14 protein-coding genes are annotated in these 18,580 nt (G+C 66.2%); 1 reads left to right on the top strand and 13 read right to left on the bottom strand.

The window, feature by feature from the left end; translation table 11 throughout:
• Positions 1-223: 223 nt before the first annotated feature.
• The 9 genes from ACTOXK_RS02035 to ACTOXK_RS02075 all read right to left on the bottom strand — a co-directional run bounded on the left by ACTOXK_RS02035 (position 224) and on the right by ACTOXK_RS02075 (position 12,029).
• Entirely contained in the window at positions 224-1,675 is a 1,452-nt protein-coding gene (locus tag ACTOXK_RS02035; protein WP_482277900.1) for a helix-turn-helix transcriptional regulator, read from the bottom strand.
• A 124-nt stretch (positions 1,676-1,799) separates the two neighbouring features.
• On the bottom strand, positions 1,800-3,416 hold the full coding sequence (locus tag ACTOXK_RS02040; protein ID WP_482277901.1) for an FAD-binding protein: 1,617 nt from the start codon (positions 3,414-3,416) through the stop codon (positions 1,800-1,802).
• Positions 3,417-3,704: 288 nt separating this feature from the next.
• On the bottom strand, positions 3,705-5,939 hold the full coding sequence (locus ACTOXK_RS02045; protein ID WP_482277902.1) for a Tat pathway signal sequence: 2,235 nt from the start codon (positions 5,937-5,939) through the stop codon (positions 3,705-3,707).
• Between the two features lie 253 nt (positions 5,940-6,192).
• Positions 6,193-7,485 carry an ATP-binding protein gene (locus tag ACTOXK_RS02050; protein ID WP_482277903.1) on the bottom strand — a complete coding sequence of 431 codons (1,293 nt, stop codon included), beginning with the start codon at positions 7,483-7,485 and terminating at the stop codon, positions 6,193-6,195.
• A 167-nt stretch (positions 7,486-7,652) separates the two neighbouring features.
• A complete protein-coding gene (locus ACTOXK_RS02055; protein ID WP_482277904.1) occupies positions 7,653-8,060 on the bottom strand; it encodes a type II toxin-antitoxin system VapC family toxin in 408 nt (135 codons plus the stop codon).
• Positions 8,061-8,069: 9 nt separating this feature from the next.
• On the bottom strand, positions 8,070-8,303 hold the full coding sequence (locus ACTOXK_RS02060; protein WP_482277905.1) for an antitoxin: 234 nt from the start codon (positions 8,301-8,303) through the stop codon (positions 8,070-8,072).
• Between the two features lie 125 nt (positions 8,304-8,428).
• Positions 8,429-9,745: a histidine--tRNA ligase gene (gene hisS / locus ACTOXK_RS02065; RefSeq protein WP_482277906.1), complete on the bottom strand. Its 1,317-nt coding sequence runs from the start codon at positions 9,743-9,745 to the stop codon at positions 8,429-8,431.
• 191 nt (positions 9,746-9,936) lie between these two features.
• Complete coding sequence (locus ACTOXK_RS02070; RefSeq protein WP_482277907.1) at positions 9,937-11,259, bottom strand: FAD-dependent oxidoreductase; 1,323 nt, start codon at positions 11,257-11,259, stop codon at positions 9,937-9,939.
• Between the two features lie 83 nt (positions 11,260-11,342).
• Positions 11,343-12,029, bottom strand: coding sequence for a cytochrome c3 family protein (locus ACTOXK_RS02075; protein ID WP_482277908.1), 687 nt, complete (start codon positions 12,027-12,029; stop codon positions 11,343-11,345).
• Between the two features lie 229 nt (positions 12,030-12,258).
• On the opposite strand from ACTOXK_RS02075, the gene ACTOXK_RS02080 reads away from it, so the two are divergent.
• Positions 12,259-13,551 (top strand): hypothetical protein, encoded by a 1,293-nt coding sequence (locus ACTOXK_RS02080; protein ID WP_482277909.1) that lies wholly within the window; start codon positions 12,259-12,261, stop codon positions 13,549-13,551.
• A gap of 60 nt (positions 13,552-13,611) precedes the next feature.
• Here ACTOXK_RS02080 and ACTOXK_RS02085 read toward each other — a convergent pair whose 3' ends face one another.
• From ACTOXK_RS02085 to leuB, 4 genes are all read right to left on the bottom strand, one after another.
• Positions 13,612-13,989: a NifB/NifX family molybdenum-iron cluster-binding protein gene (locus ACTOXK_RS02085; protein ID WP_482277910.1), complete on the bottom strand. Its 378-nt coding sequence runs from the start codon at positions 13,987-13,989 to the stop codon at positions 13,612-13,614.
• Between the two features lie 158 nt (positions 13,990-14,147).
• Positions 14,148-15,659: an FAD-dependent oxidoreductase gene (locus ACTOXK_RS02090; protein ID WP_482277911.1), complete on the bottom strand. Its 1,512-nt coding sequence runs from the start codon at positions 15,657-15,659 to the stop codon at positions 14,148-14,150.
• Positions 15,660-15,821: 162 nt separating this feature from the next.
• On the bottom strand, positions 15,822-17,360 hold the full coding sequence (locus ACTOXK_RS02095) for a response regulator transcription factor (protein WP_482277912.1): 1,539 nt from the start codon (positions 17,358-17,360) through the stop codon (positions 15,822-15,824).
• 110 nt (positions 17,361-17,470) lie between these two features.
• On the bottom strand, positions 17,471-18,580 hold the full coding sequence (leuB, locus tag ACTOXK_RS02100; RefSeq protein ID WP_482277913.1) for a 3-isopropylmalate dehydrogenase: 1,110 nt from the start codon (positions 18,578-18,580) through the stop codon (positions 17,471-17,473).

Consider the following 18,580-nt stretch of genomic DNA (forward strand, 5'->3'; position numbering starts at 1 on the left):
TCACGGAAGCGATTCTTGTGACCACCTCGGCGGGCCGCTTGCGCGATTAAACCGATGCTCCGTCTTGCGACGGGCGCGGTACCTGCTGTCTTAAGTAGCGGAACATATCTGTTCGTCCGCCGCCCAAAAAGGGCAGCCCGATTAGTATAGGGCGCTTATTCCCCGCGTCAAGGGTATTTTCCCCACTTTTCAGAAAATATGCCCTGGACGGTACAGCGTCCCCCTACTTCTCAACGCCCAAAAGCTCGAAGAGCTCTTTGCGGGAGTTGATGCTCATCTTCTCGTAGATGTGGCGGGTGTGGGCCTTGAAGGTGCCTTCGGCGATGAACAGCTCCTGCTGGATGATGCGCCCGGTCTTCCCCTCGGCCAGAAGCGCCAGCACCTCCTGCTCGCGCGGGCTCAACCGGTAGGTGCGCGAAAGCTCCTCCACCCGCTCGCCCACGCGCTCCTCCTCGGCCGTGCGCTCGATGAGGCCGCCTTCCTCCAGGATGGACACGCCCCACTTGCTGGCCAGCTCCTTCTCGGAGAACAGCAGCAGCGTGGCCGCCAGAATGAGCACGGCCACCATGATGGTGACCACCAAATCCTGGGTGGCCGCAGGCAGCCCTCCCTGGGCGAGCAGGCCCGGCACCTGGCCGCCGACCACCTGGAGCAGCTGCTCGGCGTTGGTTACGGCCAGAAACGCCACGATGGCCACGCCGAGGCGCTTGGCGATGTCGTAGAGCAGCAGCGCCACCAAGAAGGACATGAGCGAGTAGCTGATGGAGATGAGGTAGCTGGACGCGGCCGAGCCGAACAGGCTCTCGGCCGGCACGAGCAGAAGCCCGCACACCATGAGCACCACCGGCGAGCGGTACAACAGGCCGATGTTGAAGCGCCGCGACGCGAAGTAGGCCGTGAGGAAAAGCACCGCCATGAGGATGAAGGTGGACAGCGACGAGTGGCGCCCCGCTCCCGCCACCAGCTGATGGGCCCGCATGCCGTAGGCGAAGGCGTACAGGCCGTACAGGATGAACAGCTTCCACGGATAGGAGAACTTCGGCACGCCGCGCCGGGGCCGGTCGGCGGCGGGAATGCGCTCGTAGGCGCCCCACAGGTACAGCGCCGCCAGCACGGGAAGGGACAGCAGGGCCGCGCTCGCCTGCCACGGGGCCATGCCCTGGCAGAAGAACGTGATGACCGCCCCCAGCATCATGGCGCCCGACAGAAACAGGAAGATGCGCAGCAGGCTGAACGAGCAGAGCACCTCGGCGGCCAGCAGCAGAAAAAGCCCGTAGCCCGCTCCCGCCGCCAGCGACCCGCCGATCATGAGCGGAAACGACCCCTCGGGTATCCACTGGGCCACCACCACGGCCACCGATGCCGCCAGCATGCAGCCGAAGGACACAGCCTTCACCAGGCGGTTCTCGTTCAGGGGAATGAAACGGCGGAACAGGAGCACCAGCAGGATGCTCACGGCGATGTAGGCCACATCGAAGGTGAGGTGCGGGTCGAAGGACCAGGGCGCTGCCGCGGCCACGGCCGGACCGCCCGTCGCGGTCCCCGTCGCGCTGGCGGCCGATCCCGTGAAGGTGAGCGTGGCCCAGGCGCGAGCGCACCCGTAGGCCATGACGTAGCGACGGCCGCCTCGCAGAAGCGCGCGGCGGTCTTCCCTCGATTCCGCTTTCTCGATCATGGACACCCCTCCTTATGCAAGGTGATTATACACGGCAAAACCGGCGACCCGAAGATCGCCGGCTTTGAGGGAGAGTTCCGCCGCACCGTGGGGAGGGAACAGGGGCGGCAGAACAGGGGATAACTTACAGACCCGCGACGTAGCGGCCGGTCACGAAGCCCGTGGTGATGGCGCGGCCCACCGACAGGCCCTCGATGTCCATGGGGTAGTTGCTGTTGCCGAAGAAGGGACCGGAGGCGTTGCCAACGGCGAACAGGCCCTCGATCGGCTTCATGTCAACGTCGAGGCACTGGAAGTTGCCGTCGCACCACAGGCCGTCCACCAGGGCGTCGATGTTGTTGGCACCGCGCGGCACGGCGTAGCAGGGGGCCTCGATGGGCACCATGTACTCGTCGCGCTTGCCGAAGTCGGCGTCGCCCTCGCCGGCGGCCACCAGCTCGTTGTAGCGGTTGATGGACTCCACGATGGCCTCCACGGTGTAGTCGTGGGCCCAGCCCTCCTCGTCGGCGTAGGCGATCATGTTGGCCGCCAGCTCCTCGAGGGTATCGCCCTTGATCCAGGCCTCGGGATCAACGTTGCGGTAGGCATTGTGGATGGAGATGTCGGAGAACGACTCCCAGGCGTCGTAGTGCTCCTGCCAGTTGGTCGGCACGATGGAGAAGAACTTCACGGCAGTGGACTCCATGAAATCGACCTCGGCCAGGTACTTGTTGGTGAACTCGTTCAGGTAGCCCATGCGGCAGCAGCCCTCGTCCATGAAGCGCTTGCCGTGGCGGTCGAGGAACAGATAGGGCATCTCGAAGCGCACTTTCGGGCCCTCGCCGTGCACCATCTTGGTGTGGGAGGCCGGGCACATCTGGGCGCCCACCCACATGGCGGCCTTCAGGCCGGTGCCGTTGCGGAAGTCCACGGCCTGGTGCAGGCCCTTGGCGTCGGGGGTGTAGAACTCGAGCATCTCGGAGTCGCCCACGTAGTCGCCGGCAGCGATGATGACGCCCTTGGTGGCGCGGAGCAGGATGTGGCTGCCGTCAGCGGCCTCGCCGATGGCGCCCGCCACGCGGTCGCCCTCCTTGAGCAGTTGCACGCAGGGGGTCTCGAAGAAGATCTCGGCGCCCTCGGCCTGCACGGCGTCGCCGATGACGAGCGCGCCCTTCTGGTGGCCCTCGTCATGGAAGTAGGTGTTGGCGTGGAAGTACACGTCGTGGCCGTTGCAGTTCACCGTGTAATCGTAGGGCTTGGACTCGCTGCCGCCCTTGGCCGCGGCCTCGGCCCACCAGGCCAGAGCTTCCTGGGAGTTGCGGGCCCAGGCCTCCACCTGGCCCAGGTTGGCGCGGTAGTCGCTCTTGTAGTTGATGAAGGAGAGAGCCGCCTTGATGCCGGCCTCGCTCGTCTTGGTCAGATCGATGGAGGCGCCCATGTTGCCGGCGGTCTGCACGATGGACAGGCTCTGGAGCACGCCCACGGTGGCGCCGGCCTCGAGGGCGGCGTGGATGGCGGCCAGGCCCGACTCGCCCGCGCCGACCACGACGACGTCGTACTCGCGCTCATCGGCGAACTCGGTGATGTCGGCCGGCTTCTGCAGGAAGCTCGGGCCCGTGTAAGTGGAGCCGTCCTCTGCGCCGGCCCCGCCCGTGGCGGCCATCGGCTGCTGCGGAGCGCAGCCCGCAAGCGCGCCGGCGCCGGCGGCGGTGATGGCGGCCAGGCCGCCGAACTTGAACAGATCGCGGCGAGAAACGTTCATTCCGTGTTCCATGGTGGTTCCCTTTCCCTCTCTTTTTATCCGCCCGATTCCGTTGCTCGGGCGGTGCAGCCTTACGGCTGCCCCTGGTTCGGCGGGGCTCCCTCGCCCCGACCGTTGCAGCTCCCTCGCTGCACGACGCACTATGGACGCTGCATCGAGCAAGCGCATCGACCGAGCGGAAAAAAGAAGTTTAAAGCTTTAAACCCCCCTATAAACCATGGGTTTGAACAGGGAAAACAAAAGGGCCGGGCATTAGCCCGACCCTTGATCGCACGATAATGGCCGTCGCTACTTTTGGGTATCCCCCGCCGGGGCCTCTGCGCCCTCGGCATCGGCGGCAGCCGCCCCGTCCGTTGCGGGCTGCCCCTCGCCCGCGCTCGCGCCGGCCGCGTCGTCAGCCGCGGGCTTCGTGTCGTCGCCGGCCGCTACCTCCTCGGGGGTCTGGGCCGCGCCGTCTTGCTGCACCACGTCGTCGGCGGGCTCGCCGGAGGCATTCTCAGTCGCCTTGCCGTCGCCGCCCAAGATCTCGTAGGCGGGGCTCACGTTGGAGCCGGCCGATTCCACGTAGGTGAAGTTGATGGTATCGCCCACCTTGTAGCCCACGATATCCAGCAGGCCCGGCAGGGCGAAGTCGAAGATGTTGCCGTCCTCGTCCTCCAGGGTCACATAGAAGTGGGTGTTGCCCTCGATGACCGCCTGGTTGAGCGAGCGGATCGTGCCCTTCACGGTCTTCACGTCGGTGGTGCCGCTGGCATCCTCGGACACCACGCCGTTGGTGGCCAGCAGCGCCTCATAGGCCTTCTGGGTATCGGCCACCGTATCGCCCACGGCCACGTTCTGGTAGCGCTGGATGTCGATCATGGCGAACTTCTTCACGAGGCCCGCGCCGTCCTTCAGGGCCATGAAGTAGGTGGGTTGGTTGCCCACGTTGATGAGCAGCGGGAACGTGGAGGTGTAGCGCAAGTTCTGCACCTGGCCCTCGGCCGACTCCATGGCCGAGTCCTCGGTGGCGCCGGCCACACTATAGAAGTGCGACTCTTGGGTGCGCTGGTTCACCAGCACGAAGCCGATGATGGAGTTGTCGGCCGTGGCCGAGGTGACGCCGGTGTACACCCACACGTCGTCGTCCTTGGCGATGTAGTTGTAGCCGAGCGTGCCGTCAGTGCCCGGGGTGGTGCGCACCACGCCCTCCTGGCCGAGGAACGAGTTCAGCCAGCCGTTGTTGTAGGAGCCCCACCAGTTGTACTGCTGGATGAGCAGCTCGGCCGGGAACACGCGGTCAACCCACTGGGGGCACTCTTCCAGGGACAGGTCCTGGGTCTCGCCGGTGGTGGCGTCGCAGAGCACCACGCGGCTGATGGTCTCGCCGCCGAAGAGCCCGATGGTGAAGTCGCGCACGGGGCAGATCCACCAGGGATGGCCCTCTTCGTCAATCTCGAAGGACTTCTCGCCGAACATATAGAAGGGGTACTTCAGCTGCACGTGGCGGTCGATGTTGCGGGCCAAAGGCTCGCTCTGGGAATAGTAGATGGGGGAATCGCCGAGGCGCACGATCTCCGCGTCCTGGGTGGTCATGTTCACCAGAGCGTAGGCCGGAATGCCGCCGTCGCGGTTGGTGAACCACTTGAACAGGTCGGCGTAACCGAGCGGACTCACGCGCACGGGAGTGCCCTGGTAATTGATCTGAGAATACAGGCTCGACACTTCAAACTGGCTCACGTACTCGGGGATGGAGCCCATCTCGCGGTTGCCCAGCAGAATGGCCGAGTCGCGGTCGATCACCGGGATCTCGGAATAGTTCACTTCCTTGATGTCCTGGGCGAACTCCAGCGTGTCGGTCTTCAGCACGTTGGAGTACTTCTCGGCGTTGCCCGGGAAGATGGCCATGGACATGACGGCGCCGATGGCCACGAGCGCCACCACCGCCACCGGCACGAGGGACAGAATGCGGAAGGTCTTGGCCTTGCCGGCGTTCTTGGTGACCTCCTTGGTGCCGGTCGCGTACTGCTTGCTGCGCACCCAGAAGATGAGGAACAGCGGCAGCAGAATGACCACGAAGACGAAGCCCCAGAAGTCGGTGGAGTGAATGTTGATGGACGGGTGGAACCACCAGTAGGCGCCCGCGATGACGAGCAGAGCCACCAAAATCAGCACCACGAGCCATTTCTTAGAAGGCAGGTGGAAGTCGTTGGCCAGAAACTCGAAATCGACCGTCGGGCCACCATTGCCGCCGTTGCCGCCGTTGCCGGAGCCGCCCTGGCCGCGGCCGCCAGCGGCGCCGCCGCCGAAACCGCCGAAGCCCCCGAAGGGGAAGCCGCCGAAACCGCCCACGCCGCCGCGCGAGCCCGATGCACCGGAGCCGCCGGTCGAGCCGGAACCTGCGCCGCCGGAGCCCGAAGCCGAGCCCGAGCCAGGGGTCTGCGGACCGGCCGAAGCGCCGCCGCCCACGTTGTCGGTGTTCATGCCCGACTGGCGCAGAGCCTCCAGCAGGGAATCCAAACCAGATTGTGCCACTAAAATCATCCTCTCCAAACGGCTACCCGCCGCGCGGCCCCTCGCCGCGCCCAAGCCAGCAGCCCCTTTCATTTCCCGGGGGCGACTTCCCGCCCCGCCATAGGTTTCGTGACACTATACAGGAAGCCCCCGCACCCGCGCCCAACCCGTCAAATACCCGAAAGAAAACCACGGGCCATAAGATTCGCCTAAGAGCGGAACGGGCGAAAACCGAGTCGCCACCGAGCTTCGGCGCGCGCTCAATCCGAATGCTGCACGCCCTCTACGGTCTCAAGCAGGTAATCGGCACCACCATGACCCCCGAGGGCAGCCGACGGCGGAAGGTGGACTTCCCCACCAGCACCACGAGAAACGACGGCTCGGGGCTGCGAGCCGCCGGATTGGCCGCGATCTTGTCGCGCAGGCGCAGGAGCGCCGCAGCCCCCTGCTCGGCCTTCTCCTCCGAAAGCTTTATCTCGAACGCCCCCCATCGGCCGTCGGGCAATTCCAGCACGGCATCGACCTCAAGCCCGTCGGCATCGGCGTAGTAACGCAACGTGGGATCGGGAATGCAGCCCAAAGCGGAAGCGTACACGCGCAGATCCCTCAGGCACAGCTCCTCGAACAGGTTGCCGAAAACCTGGCCGTCGGCCAGAAGCCGCTCGGGGGACAGCCCCAACAGCGCGGCAGGCAGAGAGGGGTCGACGAACGTCCGCTTGGGCTTGGTGCGCACCCGAGAGCGTGCCTTCACCGGCGCGTCCCAGCCTTCCTGATCCTCGGTGAAGTACTGCTGCTCGAAGAACCGCAGGAAAGGAGCGACCACCTGCTGGTACATGCTTGGGCTGGGCTCCTTTTCGCTCCGCGCCCCGAAAGCGTCCTCGTAAATCGTCCGATAGGTCACCGCCTTGCCCATGTTGCGCGCGAGCGACACGGCGACTCGACGCGCCTCGCGTCCGTTGATGCCCGCCTTTTCGGCACTGACCGTGAACAGGGCGTTCAGGTACTGTGCTGCTAGGTCCGACGTCGTATCGCCACGCCCCACTAGTGCCGGCCACCCACCGCGGCAAATGAACCGAGCGAGGTCGCGCACATCCGAGACGGCCGCGCCCTGGTCGAAGCGCCCCTCGAAAAGATCGGCGAGCGACACGCTGCCGTCCGACTCGCCGCTTTCGGCAAGGCTCATCGGCCGCATGAACACCTCGGCGATGCGCCCCGCACCGCTGTGAGACACCGAGGAGTAGTCCACCGACGAGGAGCCCGTGAGGATGAACTCGCCGGGACGATTGCCCGACTCGTCGGCCCTGCGGCGCACCGCATCCCACACCTTGGGAAGGTCTTGCCATTCATCTATGACGTGGGGTTGCTCCCCTTCCAAGGCAAGCGTGACGTCCACCTCCGCCATCGAGCGCACCGCATCGTCGTCTAAATGCACGATGCTTCTCCCATGGGCCTCGCTCGTCCACGTCTTTCCGCAGAACTTCGTCCCCTTCACCTCTACCGCCGCAAAGGTTCCCAAGCGGCGATCAAGGACAGAGTCGAGCAATCGGGGACGATAGCCAACAGGGGTGATAGTCATGGCAAAGGCCTCCTCATCATCAGGTGCTACACTGCGCACAAAATTTTCGAGGCAGTTTCAACTGAATTTTCGAGGATGATTCTACTAAATTCTCGAGGATGATTCTACTAAATTCTCGAGACTGTTTCGGCTAAGCTCTCGAGGAACCAACTGCTACGAATTTCCTCCTAGAAATCGACCTCCGCCCACGACTCCAGGAGCAATCCCTCAACGCGACTGAACTCTCTCACGTTGTTCGACACGAGCGTCGCGCCGTGGGCGAGCGCTGTCGCGGCAATCAGCAGATCGTTCGGCCCTATCATGCAGCCCTGCTGCTTCAGATCGGCCCGGATTCGGGCGTAGCAGGCAGCGCATCGGGAATCGAAGGGGATAATGCGCAACGGTGACAGGAGGCTCTCCACGAAATAGCGCCCCTCCTCGGGATTGCTGCTGTTCTCGGCACCGTACAGCAACTCGGCCTCGACAATGGCCGGCACGCCGAACAAATCCGGCGAGCTTCTCCGCATGATCTCCTGGGCCCGCGGCAGATGCCCTCGCATAATCTCGATGCACACATCGGAATCGAAGAAGTACACGGCGACCTCCTAAGCGAACAGAGCGATCTCGTCGAGGTCTCCCTCTTCCTCGGGAGCGACGAACGTCGGGTCCTTCAGGCAACCGTAGACGTTGTCCCAGTAACCCGCCGGCCAGCCCCGTCCTTCCCCGCTTTCGCGAATGAGCCCCGTCACATATCTCGACATCGACTGATGCGCTCGCGACGACTTCTCGCGCAGCATTTTCATCGTGGGCTCATCCAGATACAAAGACAACTGCGGCATAGCGCACCTCCTCTATACTTGCAATCCAAGTATACTTGCAAGTATACTTGCCCGTCAAGAAAGGAGAAGGCGGAGGTAGTTCGTCCTTCGACGTTCTCGCGTATTGAACTGCGTCGAGCGAGCCGCTACAGAATCGCGCGGCCCAGCTCGCCGACGACTTCTTCCAGGCGCACCTTGACCTCGGTGTGGGTGCCCATGTCGCGCAGGGTGACCTCGCCTGCGGCCAGCTCGTCGGGGCCGAGCACGGCCACCCGGGCCGCCCCGAGCTTGTCGGCCAGCTTGAACTGGCTCTTCAGGCTGCGCTTCTGGTGATCCATCTCGGTAATAAAACCGCCGTCGCGGCACTCCTGCACAAGCGCGAAGGCCCGGGCCCGCACGGAATCGTCCACACAGGCCACGAACAGGTCGCAGCGCTGGGCCTTCGGGAATGCCACGCCAGCCGCCTCCAGGGCCAGCACGCAGCGCTCGAAGCCGAGGGCGAAGCCGAGGCCCGGGGTGGCTCGTCCGCCCACTTCCTCGGCCAGCTTGTCGTAGCGCCCGCCGCCGCCGATGGCGTTCTGGGCGCCCATGCCATTATCCACCTGCACCTCGAACACCGTGCGAGTGTAGTAATCGAGCCCGCGCACGAGCTTGTAGTCCTCCTCGTAGGCCACGCCGGCGCCGTCGAGCAGTTCCTTCACGGCAGCGTAGTGCTCGCGGCAGTCGTCGCAGAGGTGATCGGTGATCTTCGGCGCGTCGGCCATCACAGCCGCGCAATCGGGGTTCTTGCAGTCGAAGGCGCGCAGCGGGTTCACCTCGGCGCGAGTCAGGCAGGTCTCGCAGAGCTCGCCGGCGTGCTCGTCCATATAGGCCTTCACCTGGTCGCGGTAGGCCGGACGGCACGCCTCGCAGCCCATGGAGTTCAGCAGCAGGCGCATGGCATCGGCCGGAATGCCCACCTTCTCATAGAAGCGCATGAGCATGATGATGGCCTCGGCGTCGATCGTGGGCTCCTCGGCCCCCAGGCACTCCACACCCACCTGGTTGAACTGGCGCTGGCGACCCTTCTGCGGGCGCTCGGCACGAAACATCGGGCCCGCGTACATGAGCTTCGCGGGTGCCGCCCCCTGAGGCACCAAGTCGTGCTGCACCACGGCGCGCACCACGCCAGCCGTGCCCTCGGGGCGCAGCGACAGGAGGCTTTTCGCCTTCGGGGCCTTCCCCTCCTCCACCCAGCGGCGCAAATTCTCGCCGGAAATGGCCGTGAACATCTCCTTGGACACCACGTCAGTCGCCTCGCCGATGCCGCGGACGAAGAGCTCGGTCTGCTCCATGAGGGGCGTGTCGATGGGCAGGTAGCCGTAGGCGCCGAATACCTCGGCGGCCGTCTGCTTGAACTGGTTCCAGAACAGCGCCTCATCGGGCAGAAGATCGCGGGTTCCCTCGGGAGCGTTAATGGCCATGGCACTTCCTTCGTGATGGGCGGGCGGCCGGTGCGCCCGCGAGCGTAAACTTCGGGTATTGTAACGCAGAAAGGGGACGTGCACCAAAACTGGCGCACGTCCCGCTGATTTCGCCGACCTCAGGCAGCGGTCATGGGAGGGAAGGGGCCGCGACCGGAGGGGCGCAGGAAGTATCGCGCGCTGCGAAGCGCTTAGGCAGCGGCCATCTCGGCGCCGGCGATGCGGCCGAAGCACACGGCGAAGGACACGTAGCAGCCACAGCCGGGATAGTTGCCGGGCTTGCCGAAGATGTTCGTTCCCACGTCGTTGCCGGAGGCGTACAGGCCGGGAATGACCTCGCCCCATACGTCGAGCACCTGGGCCTTATCGTTGATGACCACTCCGCCATGGGTCTCGGCCATGTTGTCCTCGGGCACTTCCATGTAGCCCTCGTCGTCCATGTCCCAGTGGTAGAACACGTCGTTGTACTGCACGTTGTAGTGGTACTGCTGGGCCTTGGCGATGGGATAGTAATAGGACATCTGGGCCAGGTCGGCGCCGATGGCCATGGCCGCCAGGATGCCCTCGCCCTGGCAGGCATCGGACATGTAGCACTTCTTGCCCACGGCCTCAGGCACGAACTTCTGCTGCATCTCCTCGCTCGCACAGAAACCGCCCGTGGCCAGCATGACGCCCTTATTGGCCTTGATGCGCTCGGTGCCGTTGGCTCCCTCGACCTCGACGCCGATGACCGCGCCCGTTTCATCCTGGACGAAGCGCATGAACTTCGTGTCGAACAGCGATTCGATCTGCTCGGCCCGCGCGTTGATGGCCTCGTAGAGAGGCAGGAACAGCTCGGGGCCCGAGTTCGCCGTGTTGTCGGGCATGGCCGTGGCCCAGTGAGTGCGCGGCGCGGCCGTCTCCTTCGAGAAGCCGAACTTCTCGTACTCGCAGCCCGTCGCATCGAGGCAGCCGGCGCCGCCCGAGGAGCCGCTCGTAGCGCCCTGGCCGCCTACTGCGCGGGCGTACTCGAACAGCTGCTGATCGGTATGCTCCTTGCTGAGGTCCTCCAGCCAGTCCACGTTCGCGCCGCAGCGGTCGGCATAGGTGCGGGCGATGTAGTCGGGGCAGGCCCCATCGGTGCAGGTCATGACCCACTGGTACATGTCCTCCGGGCCGTCCTCGTAGCCGAGCTCCTTCTGCACCCGGGTGCCCGCGCCCATGATGGCGCCGCCGCAGCGAGCCATGGAGCCGCCAGGCAGCGATTCCTTCTCGACGATGAGCACCGAAGCACCGTTGTCGGCGGCCTCGATGGCGCAGGCGGCACCGGCAGCGCCGTAGCCGAGCACCACGACGTCGGCCTCGCGGGCCCACTCGACGGCATTGCCGCCCTCGCCGCCCGTCGTCGACAGGGCATCGTCGGCCGCCGGGGCCTCGCTGCCGCCGGAAGCGCAGCCGACCAGGCCGAAGCCCATGGCCGCTCCCATGACGCCGGCACCAGCCAAAAAGCTGCGGCGCGTTAGTTTCTTCTCCATGATTCCCACTCCTTTTCCTTGATGGTCGCCCTCAGGGGCCGGCTCTGGCCGCTCCCCTTCGCCGGGCATGGCTCCCGCCCGCCCTAGGCGTGGCAGGTGTTGCACTGGTACACGTCGGTGTGATGACACGACTTGCAGTAGCGCGTGGCCGTCTTCTCCACGCCGGTGCTCGAGTGCATCTTGTGGCAGCTCGTGCACTCGGTGGCCTCGTGATCGCCGTTCTCGGGAATGGCGTGCGGGTTCACCACGGTGCCCTCGCTGTCGGTGAGCACCGTTGAATCGGCCGTGGCCTCGGCCAAGGCGGCAACGTCGTGGCAGCCCGCGCACACCTCCTCGGCCACCGCCGTCTGCACGAGGGCCGTCGCGCCCTTGCCATCGGCTGCGGCGCCCTCATGGGCCGTCGCGAGCCCGGCCTCGTCGCTGTGGCAGGTGACGCAGGCCACGTCGCCGTGCTGCGCCGCCCCGCAGGCCGCATCCTGCTGGCTCGCCGCTTCCTTGTCGTGGCACATGGCGCAATCGGCATCCGCACTCCAGGTGAACGCGGCCGGTTGCGCTGCCTCTTCGGCCTCGCTCTCGGCCGCCGGCTGCGCGCTGCGCGGCTGCGGTGCGCAGCCGGCCGCCAGCAGGCATCCCGCCACGGCGCCGGCCACGATCAGCGCGAGCAGTCTCCGCATCCCACGGCGCGGCGTCCCGGCGGTCGTCGGGTTCCCGGCAGCGGCTCCGGTGAGGCCAAGGCCTTCCGCTCGGCGTCCTTCGCTCTCGTTTCCCATCTCTCCCCTCCTTTCGCATCCTCGCTCGTCCACGCCCCATCGGCGTGCACCGTTGTTATAGCCAAGGGGGAATCGCACCGTCAACGGGCTCTCAACTTTTGAGAACGGGGGCTGGGCGCCCTGCGCACGGGCACCCGATTCATACAATGGAACTGCTCGAAAGGCGCGTGGCTCTTCGCGCCCGACTTCGGAAAGGGAGGGCGTCATAGACGCGGGGAAGTCGACATCGGTGGTTCTCACGAGGGAATTCCGCGCACTCTGGGAAGCGGCCAATCAGTCGTACCTGAGCTGGGAGGGCCTCGACAACTTCGTGCTGCCCGCCGGCGCCACCAAGGAGGCGGTCTGGAAGCTCATCACGGCCCTGCGCCGCCACGGCGGCTTCACGCTGCCCTTCCGCCCCTACGTGCCCACTTCCGACGGCATATCGGCCTGGATCGCGCCGCCCCACGATATGGAACGGGCCCTGGCTCTCCTCAAGACCCAGGGCAGCTCGCAGACCACCGAGCACCGCACCTTGAGCGCATTGCCCCTCTCGCGCAAGGCCGCCCTCATGATCGATGAGTTCGCCGCAGCCCTGGCCATCGACGGCTATGGGCCCGAAGGGCGCGCCAGCCTCAACGCCTACCTCACGCGCAGCGCGCCGCGCAACCCCGCCGATGCGGCCCTCTTCCAGCTCATCGATGCCTTCTTCTCCGTGGAACCCCTCGGACCCGGGCCCATAACGCCCGCCGACCTCGATCGAATCAACGGCATCTTCGAGACGCCGCCGCCGGGTTCAGGGCAACAGGGCCCCGTGCTCGCCGCCATCGAGCGGAACCGCGAGCAGTACCTCAACCTGGACTACTACACGCCCCAGAACACCAAGGGCACCATCTGCGATATCCTCAACGACCCCGCGCTCAACCCCATCGTCGCCGAGCTCCAGGCCCGCTACTTCCTGATCTCGCTCACCCCCTACGCCGCGGGCAACGCCGCCACGGCCCTGCTGCTGCGCCGGGCCTTTCTCGAGAAGCACCACCTGGGGCTGCTCGCCTGCGCCTCCACCCTGGCCGCCATCGTCGCCTGGCAGCAGGGCAGCTACGGCCTGGGACTCCCCGACTACGATGGTGCGCTCGCGCCCCGGGACTGCGGCGAGGGCTTCGACGCGACGGAGTTCACCCACTACAACCTCCTCGTGTTCGCCAACGAGCTGCGCCAGCTGCGGCAGAGAATCGCGGGCACCGAACGGAGCCTGGCCCGAGTGCGCGAGCGCATCGCCGGGGCGGCGTTCCTGAACGGGCGCCAGAAGGCCATCGTTGCCGCCATGGCCGAGAACCCCTTCCACGCCACGACCATCGAGGAGGTTTCCGCCGAGCACGAGGTGTCCTACTCGAGCGCCCGCACCGACCTCATGGGCCTCGTGCGCCAGGGCTACGCCCGCTGCGAGCGCCCCGATTGCGCCAACGAGCCCCACGTGTTCTGCGCCGGCCCCCGCACCCTTGCCCTGTTCCGCAGCACCGCCGGCGAGGAGGGACGACCATAGAAAAGGGGCGCGCACCGGAACTGGTACGCGCCCCTCGGGCTGCCGCGGTGATCAAACGGCCTAGTGGTGGTGCTGGCAGGCCTGGGAGGGGTCCATGATAGGGGCCTCGCCGGCGATAACGGCGGCCACGGCATCGCCCACGACGGGATGCACGTTGTCGAAGTACACGGTGATGCCCGCCTGGTTGAAGCCCGCAAGCGGACGGCCGCCCATGCCGGCGGCCACGATGGCATCCACGCCGGCATCGGCCAGAAGCCCCACGGGGCGCAGGCAGCCGCCCTCCTCATGGGGCGGATTCTCCACGCAGGTCACCTCGGTGACCGCGCCGTCGGTAACGGTGGCCACGGTGAAGCAGTCGCAGTGGCCGAAGTGACCGGCGCGCTGGGCCTCCATCGTCGCCTCGCCCATGGTGGGAACGGCCAGTTTCATCGTCGTCATGCTCGGGTCCTTTCGCTCGATCTCTCTCGGGGTACCGCCCCATTTAACCGCAACTCAGAATAATGCGCAACGAGGAACTCGTGCAAAAAAGCGGCCGCCCCGCGAACGGGACGGCCGCTTCATACGGGCACCGGGGCGCCCGCAAAGGGGGAGGCTCCTTAGAGGGCGGCCAGGGTCTCGCCGGTGTAGTAGCCGGTGGACATGCAGGCGGACACGCTCGCAAAGGACTGGAGCGCCACGGCGCCGGCGGCGTACAGACCGGGGATCTCCTCGTCGTTCGTGTCGAGCACCTGGTTGTTCGGGCCGCACATCACGCCGCCGGAGGTCTTGTAGCGGCACACGTTCAGCTTCAGGGCGTGGTAGGGCGGCTGCAGCGACTCGAGCCAGGCCTTCTTGCCGAAGTCGGTGTCCTCGCCGCCGGCCACGAGCTCGTCATAGCGGGCGAAGGTGGCCTTCAGCACGTCGGCGGGCACATCCATGCCAGCCGCCAGCTCGTCCAGGGTGTCGGCCTTCACGTACACGTCCTCATGGCTCTTGATGTTGCCCTCGACGGAATGGCCGATGGCACGGGCATCGAAGGCGCGCTGGTCGAAGATGGACCACCACTGGCGGTAGCCCGCGTCCACGGCGGCCTGGGCGGCGTCGTGGGACTGGGCCTCCTCGATGAAGCGCTTGCCGTTGGGCAGCACCAGCACCACGGGCGTCCAATAGCCCCAGGTGGTGCAGTTGGGGATGTCTCCCATGAGGTTGCAGCGCTCGAAGGAGGAGTCCATGCCGAACATCTGCGCGCCGGCAGCCTCGGCCATCTTGTGGCCCTCGCCGATGCAGCCGTGCACCAGCTGGGCGTGATTGGCCCAGGCGGGCAGGTGCTCCATGACCATCTCGCCGTTGTCGGCGAAGCCGCCGGTGGCGAGCACCGTGGCCGCAGCCTTGATGTCGGTCATCTTGCCGGAGGTGGTGTCCTCGAAGCGGCAGCCGATAACCGCACCCTCGGGATCCTTGATGAGGGCCGTGGCGCGCAGGCCGCAGCGGGTCTCCACGCCGAGTTCTCCCAGCTTCGCAGCGATGGGCTGCAGGATGTTGGGGCCGCCCGAGCCGATGCCGTCGGCCGGCAGGATCACGGAGCCGAACAGGCGGGGCAGCTCGGCCTCGGTGCAGGGCTCCTGGAACTTCGCGCCGAAGTCGTTGATGGCGGAGTCCACGAAGCGGGTGTTGGCGTAGGTCTTGCCCTTGACCCACTCGCCGAACCACTCGTACTGGTCCCAGCCGGCGCTCAGCTTCTCGGCGCTGGCCTCCCAGTACTCGTCGATGGTCATGGGGTTGCCCGCCGCTTGCTGCAGCTCGGTGCCGTTGGCGAACATGAAGCAGCAGGAGGTGGCGGAGTCGCCGCCGATCTGAGCCTGCTTCTCGGCGATGATGATCTTCTTGCCCGCCAGAGCCGGAGCCATGGCGGCGGCCAGACCGGCGTAGCCGGAGCCGATGATGAGGATATCGACCTCATCGGTGAAGTTCACCGGGGCGTAGCCCACCAGGGCCGCCTCACCGGTCTCGGCAAGCGGGGCCTCCGCCTCGTCGCCCGCGGGGCTGCAGCCCGCCAGGGCCGCGCCGGCACCGGCGACGATGCACGAGGCACCGCCGATCTTCAGAAAGTCACGACGTGAAATCGTCATACGAAATCCCTCCCTTTCTAAGGATTCGTTCGCGATCGCCGTGCCCGACCCGCCCCTCCCCTTGAGCAAGCGGGCGCCGCGCCGATGACGCGGCCGCACGGAACGATCAGTGCAACGCGAAGTCTAGAAAAGAAGGGGAATTCCCGCTCCCCCAAAAATTGGTTATCTTTGAAATAAGTCGATGACCTGCTGTTTCTTATTCACGCCCAACTTAACGTACAGGCTCTTGATGTAGCCTTGGGCCGTGGATGTGGAAATGCACAGGCCCTCGGCGATGCTCGCCGCAGTGTTTCCCTGGGCCAGGCCGACGAGCACATCGCGCTCGCGGGGCGACAGATCGTAGCGCTCGGTGAGCTCCTCCACCCGGGCGGCGCGAAACTCCTCGAAGGTGGCCGGCGGCTGCTCGACGATCACCTCCACCACCTTCACCACCCGCTTCTCCCGCGAGCTGCGGAAGCCCCAGAGCAAGAGCACCATACCGAGCACGTATACGCAGGTGACGCAAACGATGGACAGGTGCAGAAACGTGCTCCCCTCCCGGAGGTTCCCGAAATGCCATCCGAGCGCTAGGCCCACCATGAGGCACAGGCGGGTGGCAGCGGCCATGAACGCGGCAATGCCGTAGACCTCGTCCCCCGTGCGGCGGCAGGCGCGAATCACGCAAAACATGGAGAGCATGGCCGTGAAGCTGTAGGCCGAGTAGATGACCGTGCCGAGGGAGCGTCCCCAGACCTCCCCGAAATAGGGCAGCGCCAGAAAGACCGCGATCGCCCCGGGGAAGACCACCAGGTACATGAAGCGGCTGTGGGGCACGCGGGCCGTGAGGGCCACGAAGGCGATGACGAGCACGCTGCACACCAGCGACCCCTCCAGGGGCACTTGGGCGGAAATGGCGAACGAGGCGTGGGCGCAGGAGGCGTACATGTTCACCAAGCCGCAGACTAGCTCGAAGAAGGACGCGGCCAGAATGGGCGTGGAACTCTCGGCAAGGGTGCGGCGGAACCGGGCGAGGCCGGCGGGGCCGACGTGGGCGGCATCCTCCTGCCCGGCGACGGCCCGACCCTCCCCGTCATCGGCCGCCGGGACGGCACCCTCATCGTCATCGGGCAAACGAGAGAGACGCGAGCGCAGGAATCCGAAGAGCGGTACGAGCACGAGGGCCGCCGCCACCTCGAACAGGGTGGACCACAGGGGCGGCAGCAAGCGCAAACCGTAGGAACCCAGGGCGAACAGGAAGGCAGCGACGGCCAGCTGCACGATGAGCACCATGGGCGAGCGCTCGGCGCGCAGCAACTCGATAGCCGCGAACCGCACCACGGTCACCGTGAGGCCCCAGAGCACGCCGAGAAGGGACGTGGCGACCCCCTCTTCCAGCAGCGGTGCCGGAGCGAAGGCCACCACCAAGTAGATGAGGGCCACGATGAGCAGCGCGCTGCGGCAGTCGAGCCCCCAGCGACGCAAGCGGCCCGTCGCGTAGAGCGCGAACACGATGGCACAGGAAGTGAAATTCCCCAGGGCCGCACCGATCATGAACGGCAGGTCGGAGACGTAGCCGAGCGGGTCGGCGAAGAAGCCGAAGTTGGTCACGTAGCTCGTGTAGGCGACGAGCCGATAGAGCGCATAGGCGATGAGAACGGCCCAGGCCGCCGGTGTGAGAGCGCCGCGCAGCGCTCCGATGCCCTTTTCCGAGACCGTGGCCATCCCTCCCTTCGACCGCCGCGTTTCGCGCGGGCCACTGTACTCCATGGGCCGCTTATTGCGCAAGGGCGACTCCGAAGCCGCCCTTGGAAACCATGATTTCGTCGCGAGAACTACAAGTGCGCTACCACGAGGTCACCCATGGCGGCCGTGCCCACCACCTGGTCGGCCGGCGTCTCGGCGCCCTTGATATCGCCGGTGCGCCACCCCTCGTTCAGCACGGCGGTTACCGCGCGGCGAATGTCGTCGGCCGCATCGGCCATGTCGAAGCTGTAGCGCAGCATCATCTCCACCGACAGGATCTGAGCCAGGGGGTTGGCGATGCCGCGCCCGGCGATATCGGGGGCGCTGCCGTGGCTCGGCTCGTAGAGGGCCACCCCATCGCCCAAGCTGGCACTGGCCAGCATGCCCAGCGAGCCCGTGATCTGGGCCGCCTCGTCGGAGAGGATGTCGCCGAACATGTTCTCGGTCACCACCACGTCGAAGTCGGCTGGGCGGCTGATGAGCTGCATGGCGGTGTTGTCCACCAGCAAGTCCTCCAACACCACATCAGCATAATCGGCATCGTGCACGCGATGCACGATCTCGCGCCACAGACGGCTCGTCTCCAGCACGTTGGCCTTGTCCACGCTGGTCACCTTGCCCCGGCGCTTGCGGGCGATCTCGAAGGCCTGGCGAGCGATGCGCTCGATCTCGTACTCGGAGTACTCCAGGGTGTCGTAAGCCCGCTGGCCCGGAGCGCCGTCCACGCCGGCGGCCGGCTCGTCGTAGAAGCGCTCGCGACGGCCGAAGTACAAGCCGCCGGTCAGCTCGCGCACGATCATCATGTCCACGCCGTCCACGATTTCGGGGCGCAGGGTGGACGCATCGGCCAGGGCGTTGAAGATCTGCACCGGGCGCAGGTTGGTGTACAGCCCCAATGCCTTGCGAATGCCGAGCAAACCCTGCTCCGGACGAGGGGCCGTCGGATCGGTGGTGTCCCACTTCGGGCCGCCCACGGCCGCCAGCAGCACCGCATCCGATGCGCGAGCCGCCTCCAGCGTAGCCGCCGGCAGAGGCTCGCCGGCCGCGTCGATGGCCGCGCCGCCGATGAGCGCCTCGGCGTACTCGAAGGTCACCCCGTACTTCGCGCCCACGGCGTCCAGCACCTTCACGCCCTCGGCGATGATCTCCGGCCCGATACCGTCGCCGGGCAGCAGGCAGATCTTATAGCTAGTCGTCAT

This window comes from Adlercreutzia sp. (assembly GCF_056795635.1).

Excerpts from the sequence above, each read along its gene's own strand:
- hisS (WP_482277906.1), bottom strand. The coding sequence starts at position 9,745 with ATGGCCATTAACGCTCCCGAGGGAACCCGCGATCTTCTGCCCGATGAG.
- ACTOXK_RS02095 (WP_482277912.1), bottom strand. The coding sequence starts at position 17,360 with ATGGCCACGGTCTCGGAAAAGGGCATCGGAGCGCTGCGCGGCGCTCTC.
- leuB (WP_482277913.1), bottom strand. The coding sequence starts at position 18,580 with ATGACGACTAGCTATAAGATCTGCCTGCTGCCCGGCGACGGTATCGGG.
- ACTOXK_RS02060 (WP_482277905.1), bottom strand. The coding sequence starts at position 8,303 with ATGCCGCAGTTGTCTTTGTATCTGGATGAGCCCACGATGAAAATGCTG.
- ACTOXK_RS02050 (WP_482277903.1), bottom strand. The coding sequence starts at position 7,485 with ATGACTATCACCCCTGTTGGCTATCGTCCCCGATTGCTCGACTCTGTC.
- ACTOXK_RS02090 (WP_482277911.1), bottom strand. The coding sequence starts at position 15,659 with ATGACGATTTCACGTCGTGACTTTCTGAAGATCGGCGGTGCCTCGTGC.
- ACTOXK_RS02070 (WP_482277907.1), bottom strand. The coding sequence starts at position 11,259 with ATGGAGAAGAAACTAACGCGCCGCAGCTTTTTGGCTGGTGCCGGCGTC.
- ACTOXK_RS02035 (WP_482277900.1), bottom strand. The coding sequence starts at position 1,675 with ATGATCGAGAAAGCGGAATCGAGGGAAGACCGCCGCGCGCTTCTGCGA.
- ACTOXK_RS02040 (WP_482277901.1), bottom strand. The coding sequence starts at position 3,416 with ATGAACGTTTCTCGCCGCGATCTGTTCAAGTTCGGCGGCCTGGCCGCC.
- ACTOXK_RS02075 (WP_482277908.1), bottom strand. The coding sequence starts at position 12,029 with ATGGGAAACGAGAGCGAAGGACGCCGAGCGGAAGGCCTTGGCCTCACC.
- ACTOXK_RS02045 (WP_482277902.1), bottom strand. The coding sequence starts at position 5,939 with ATGATTTTAGTGGCACAATCTGGTTTGGATTCCCTGCTGGAGGCTCTG.
- ACTOXK_RS02085 (WP_482277910.1), bottom strand. The coding sequence starts at position 13,989 with ATGACGACGATGAAACTGGCCGTTCCCACCATGGGCGAGGCGACGATG.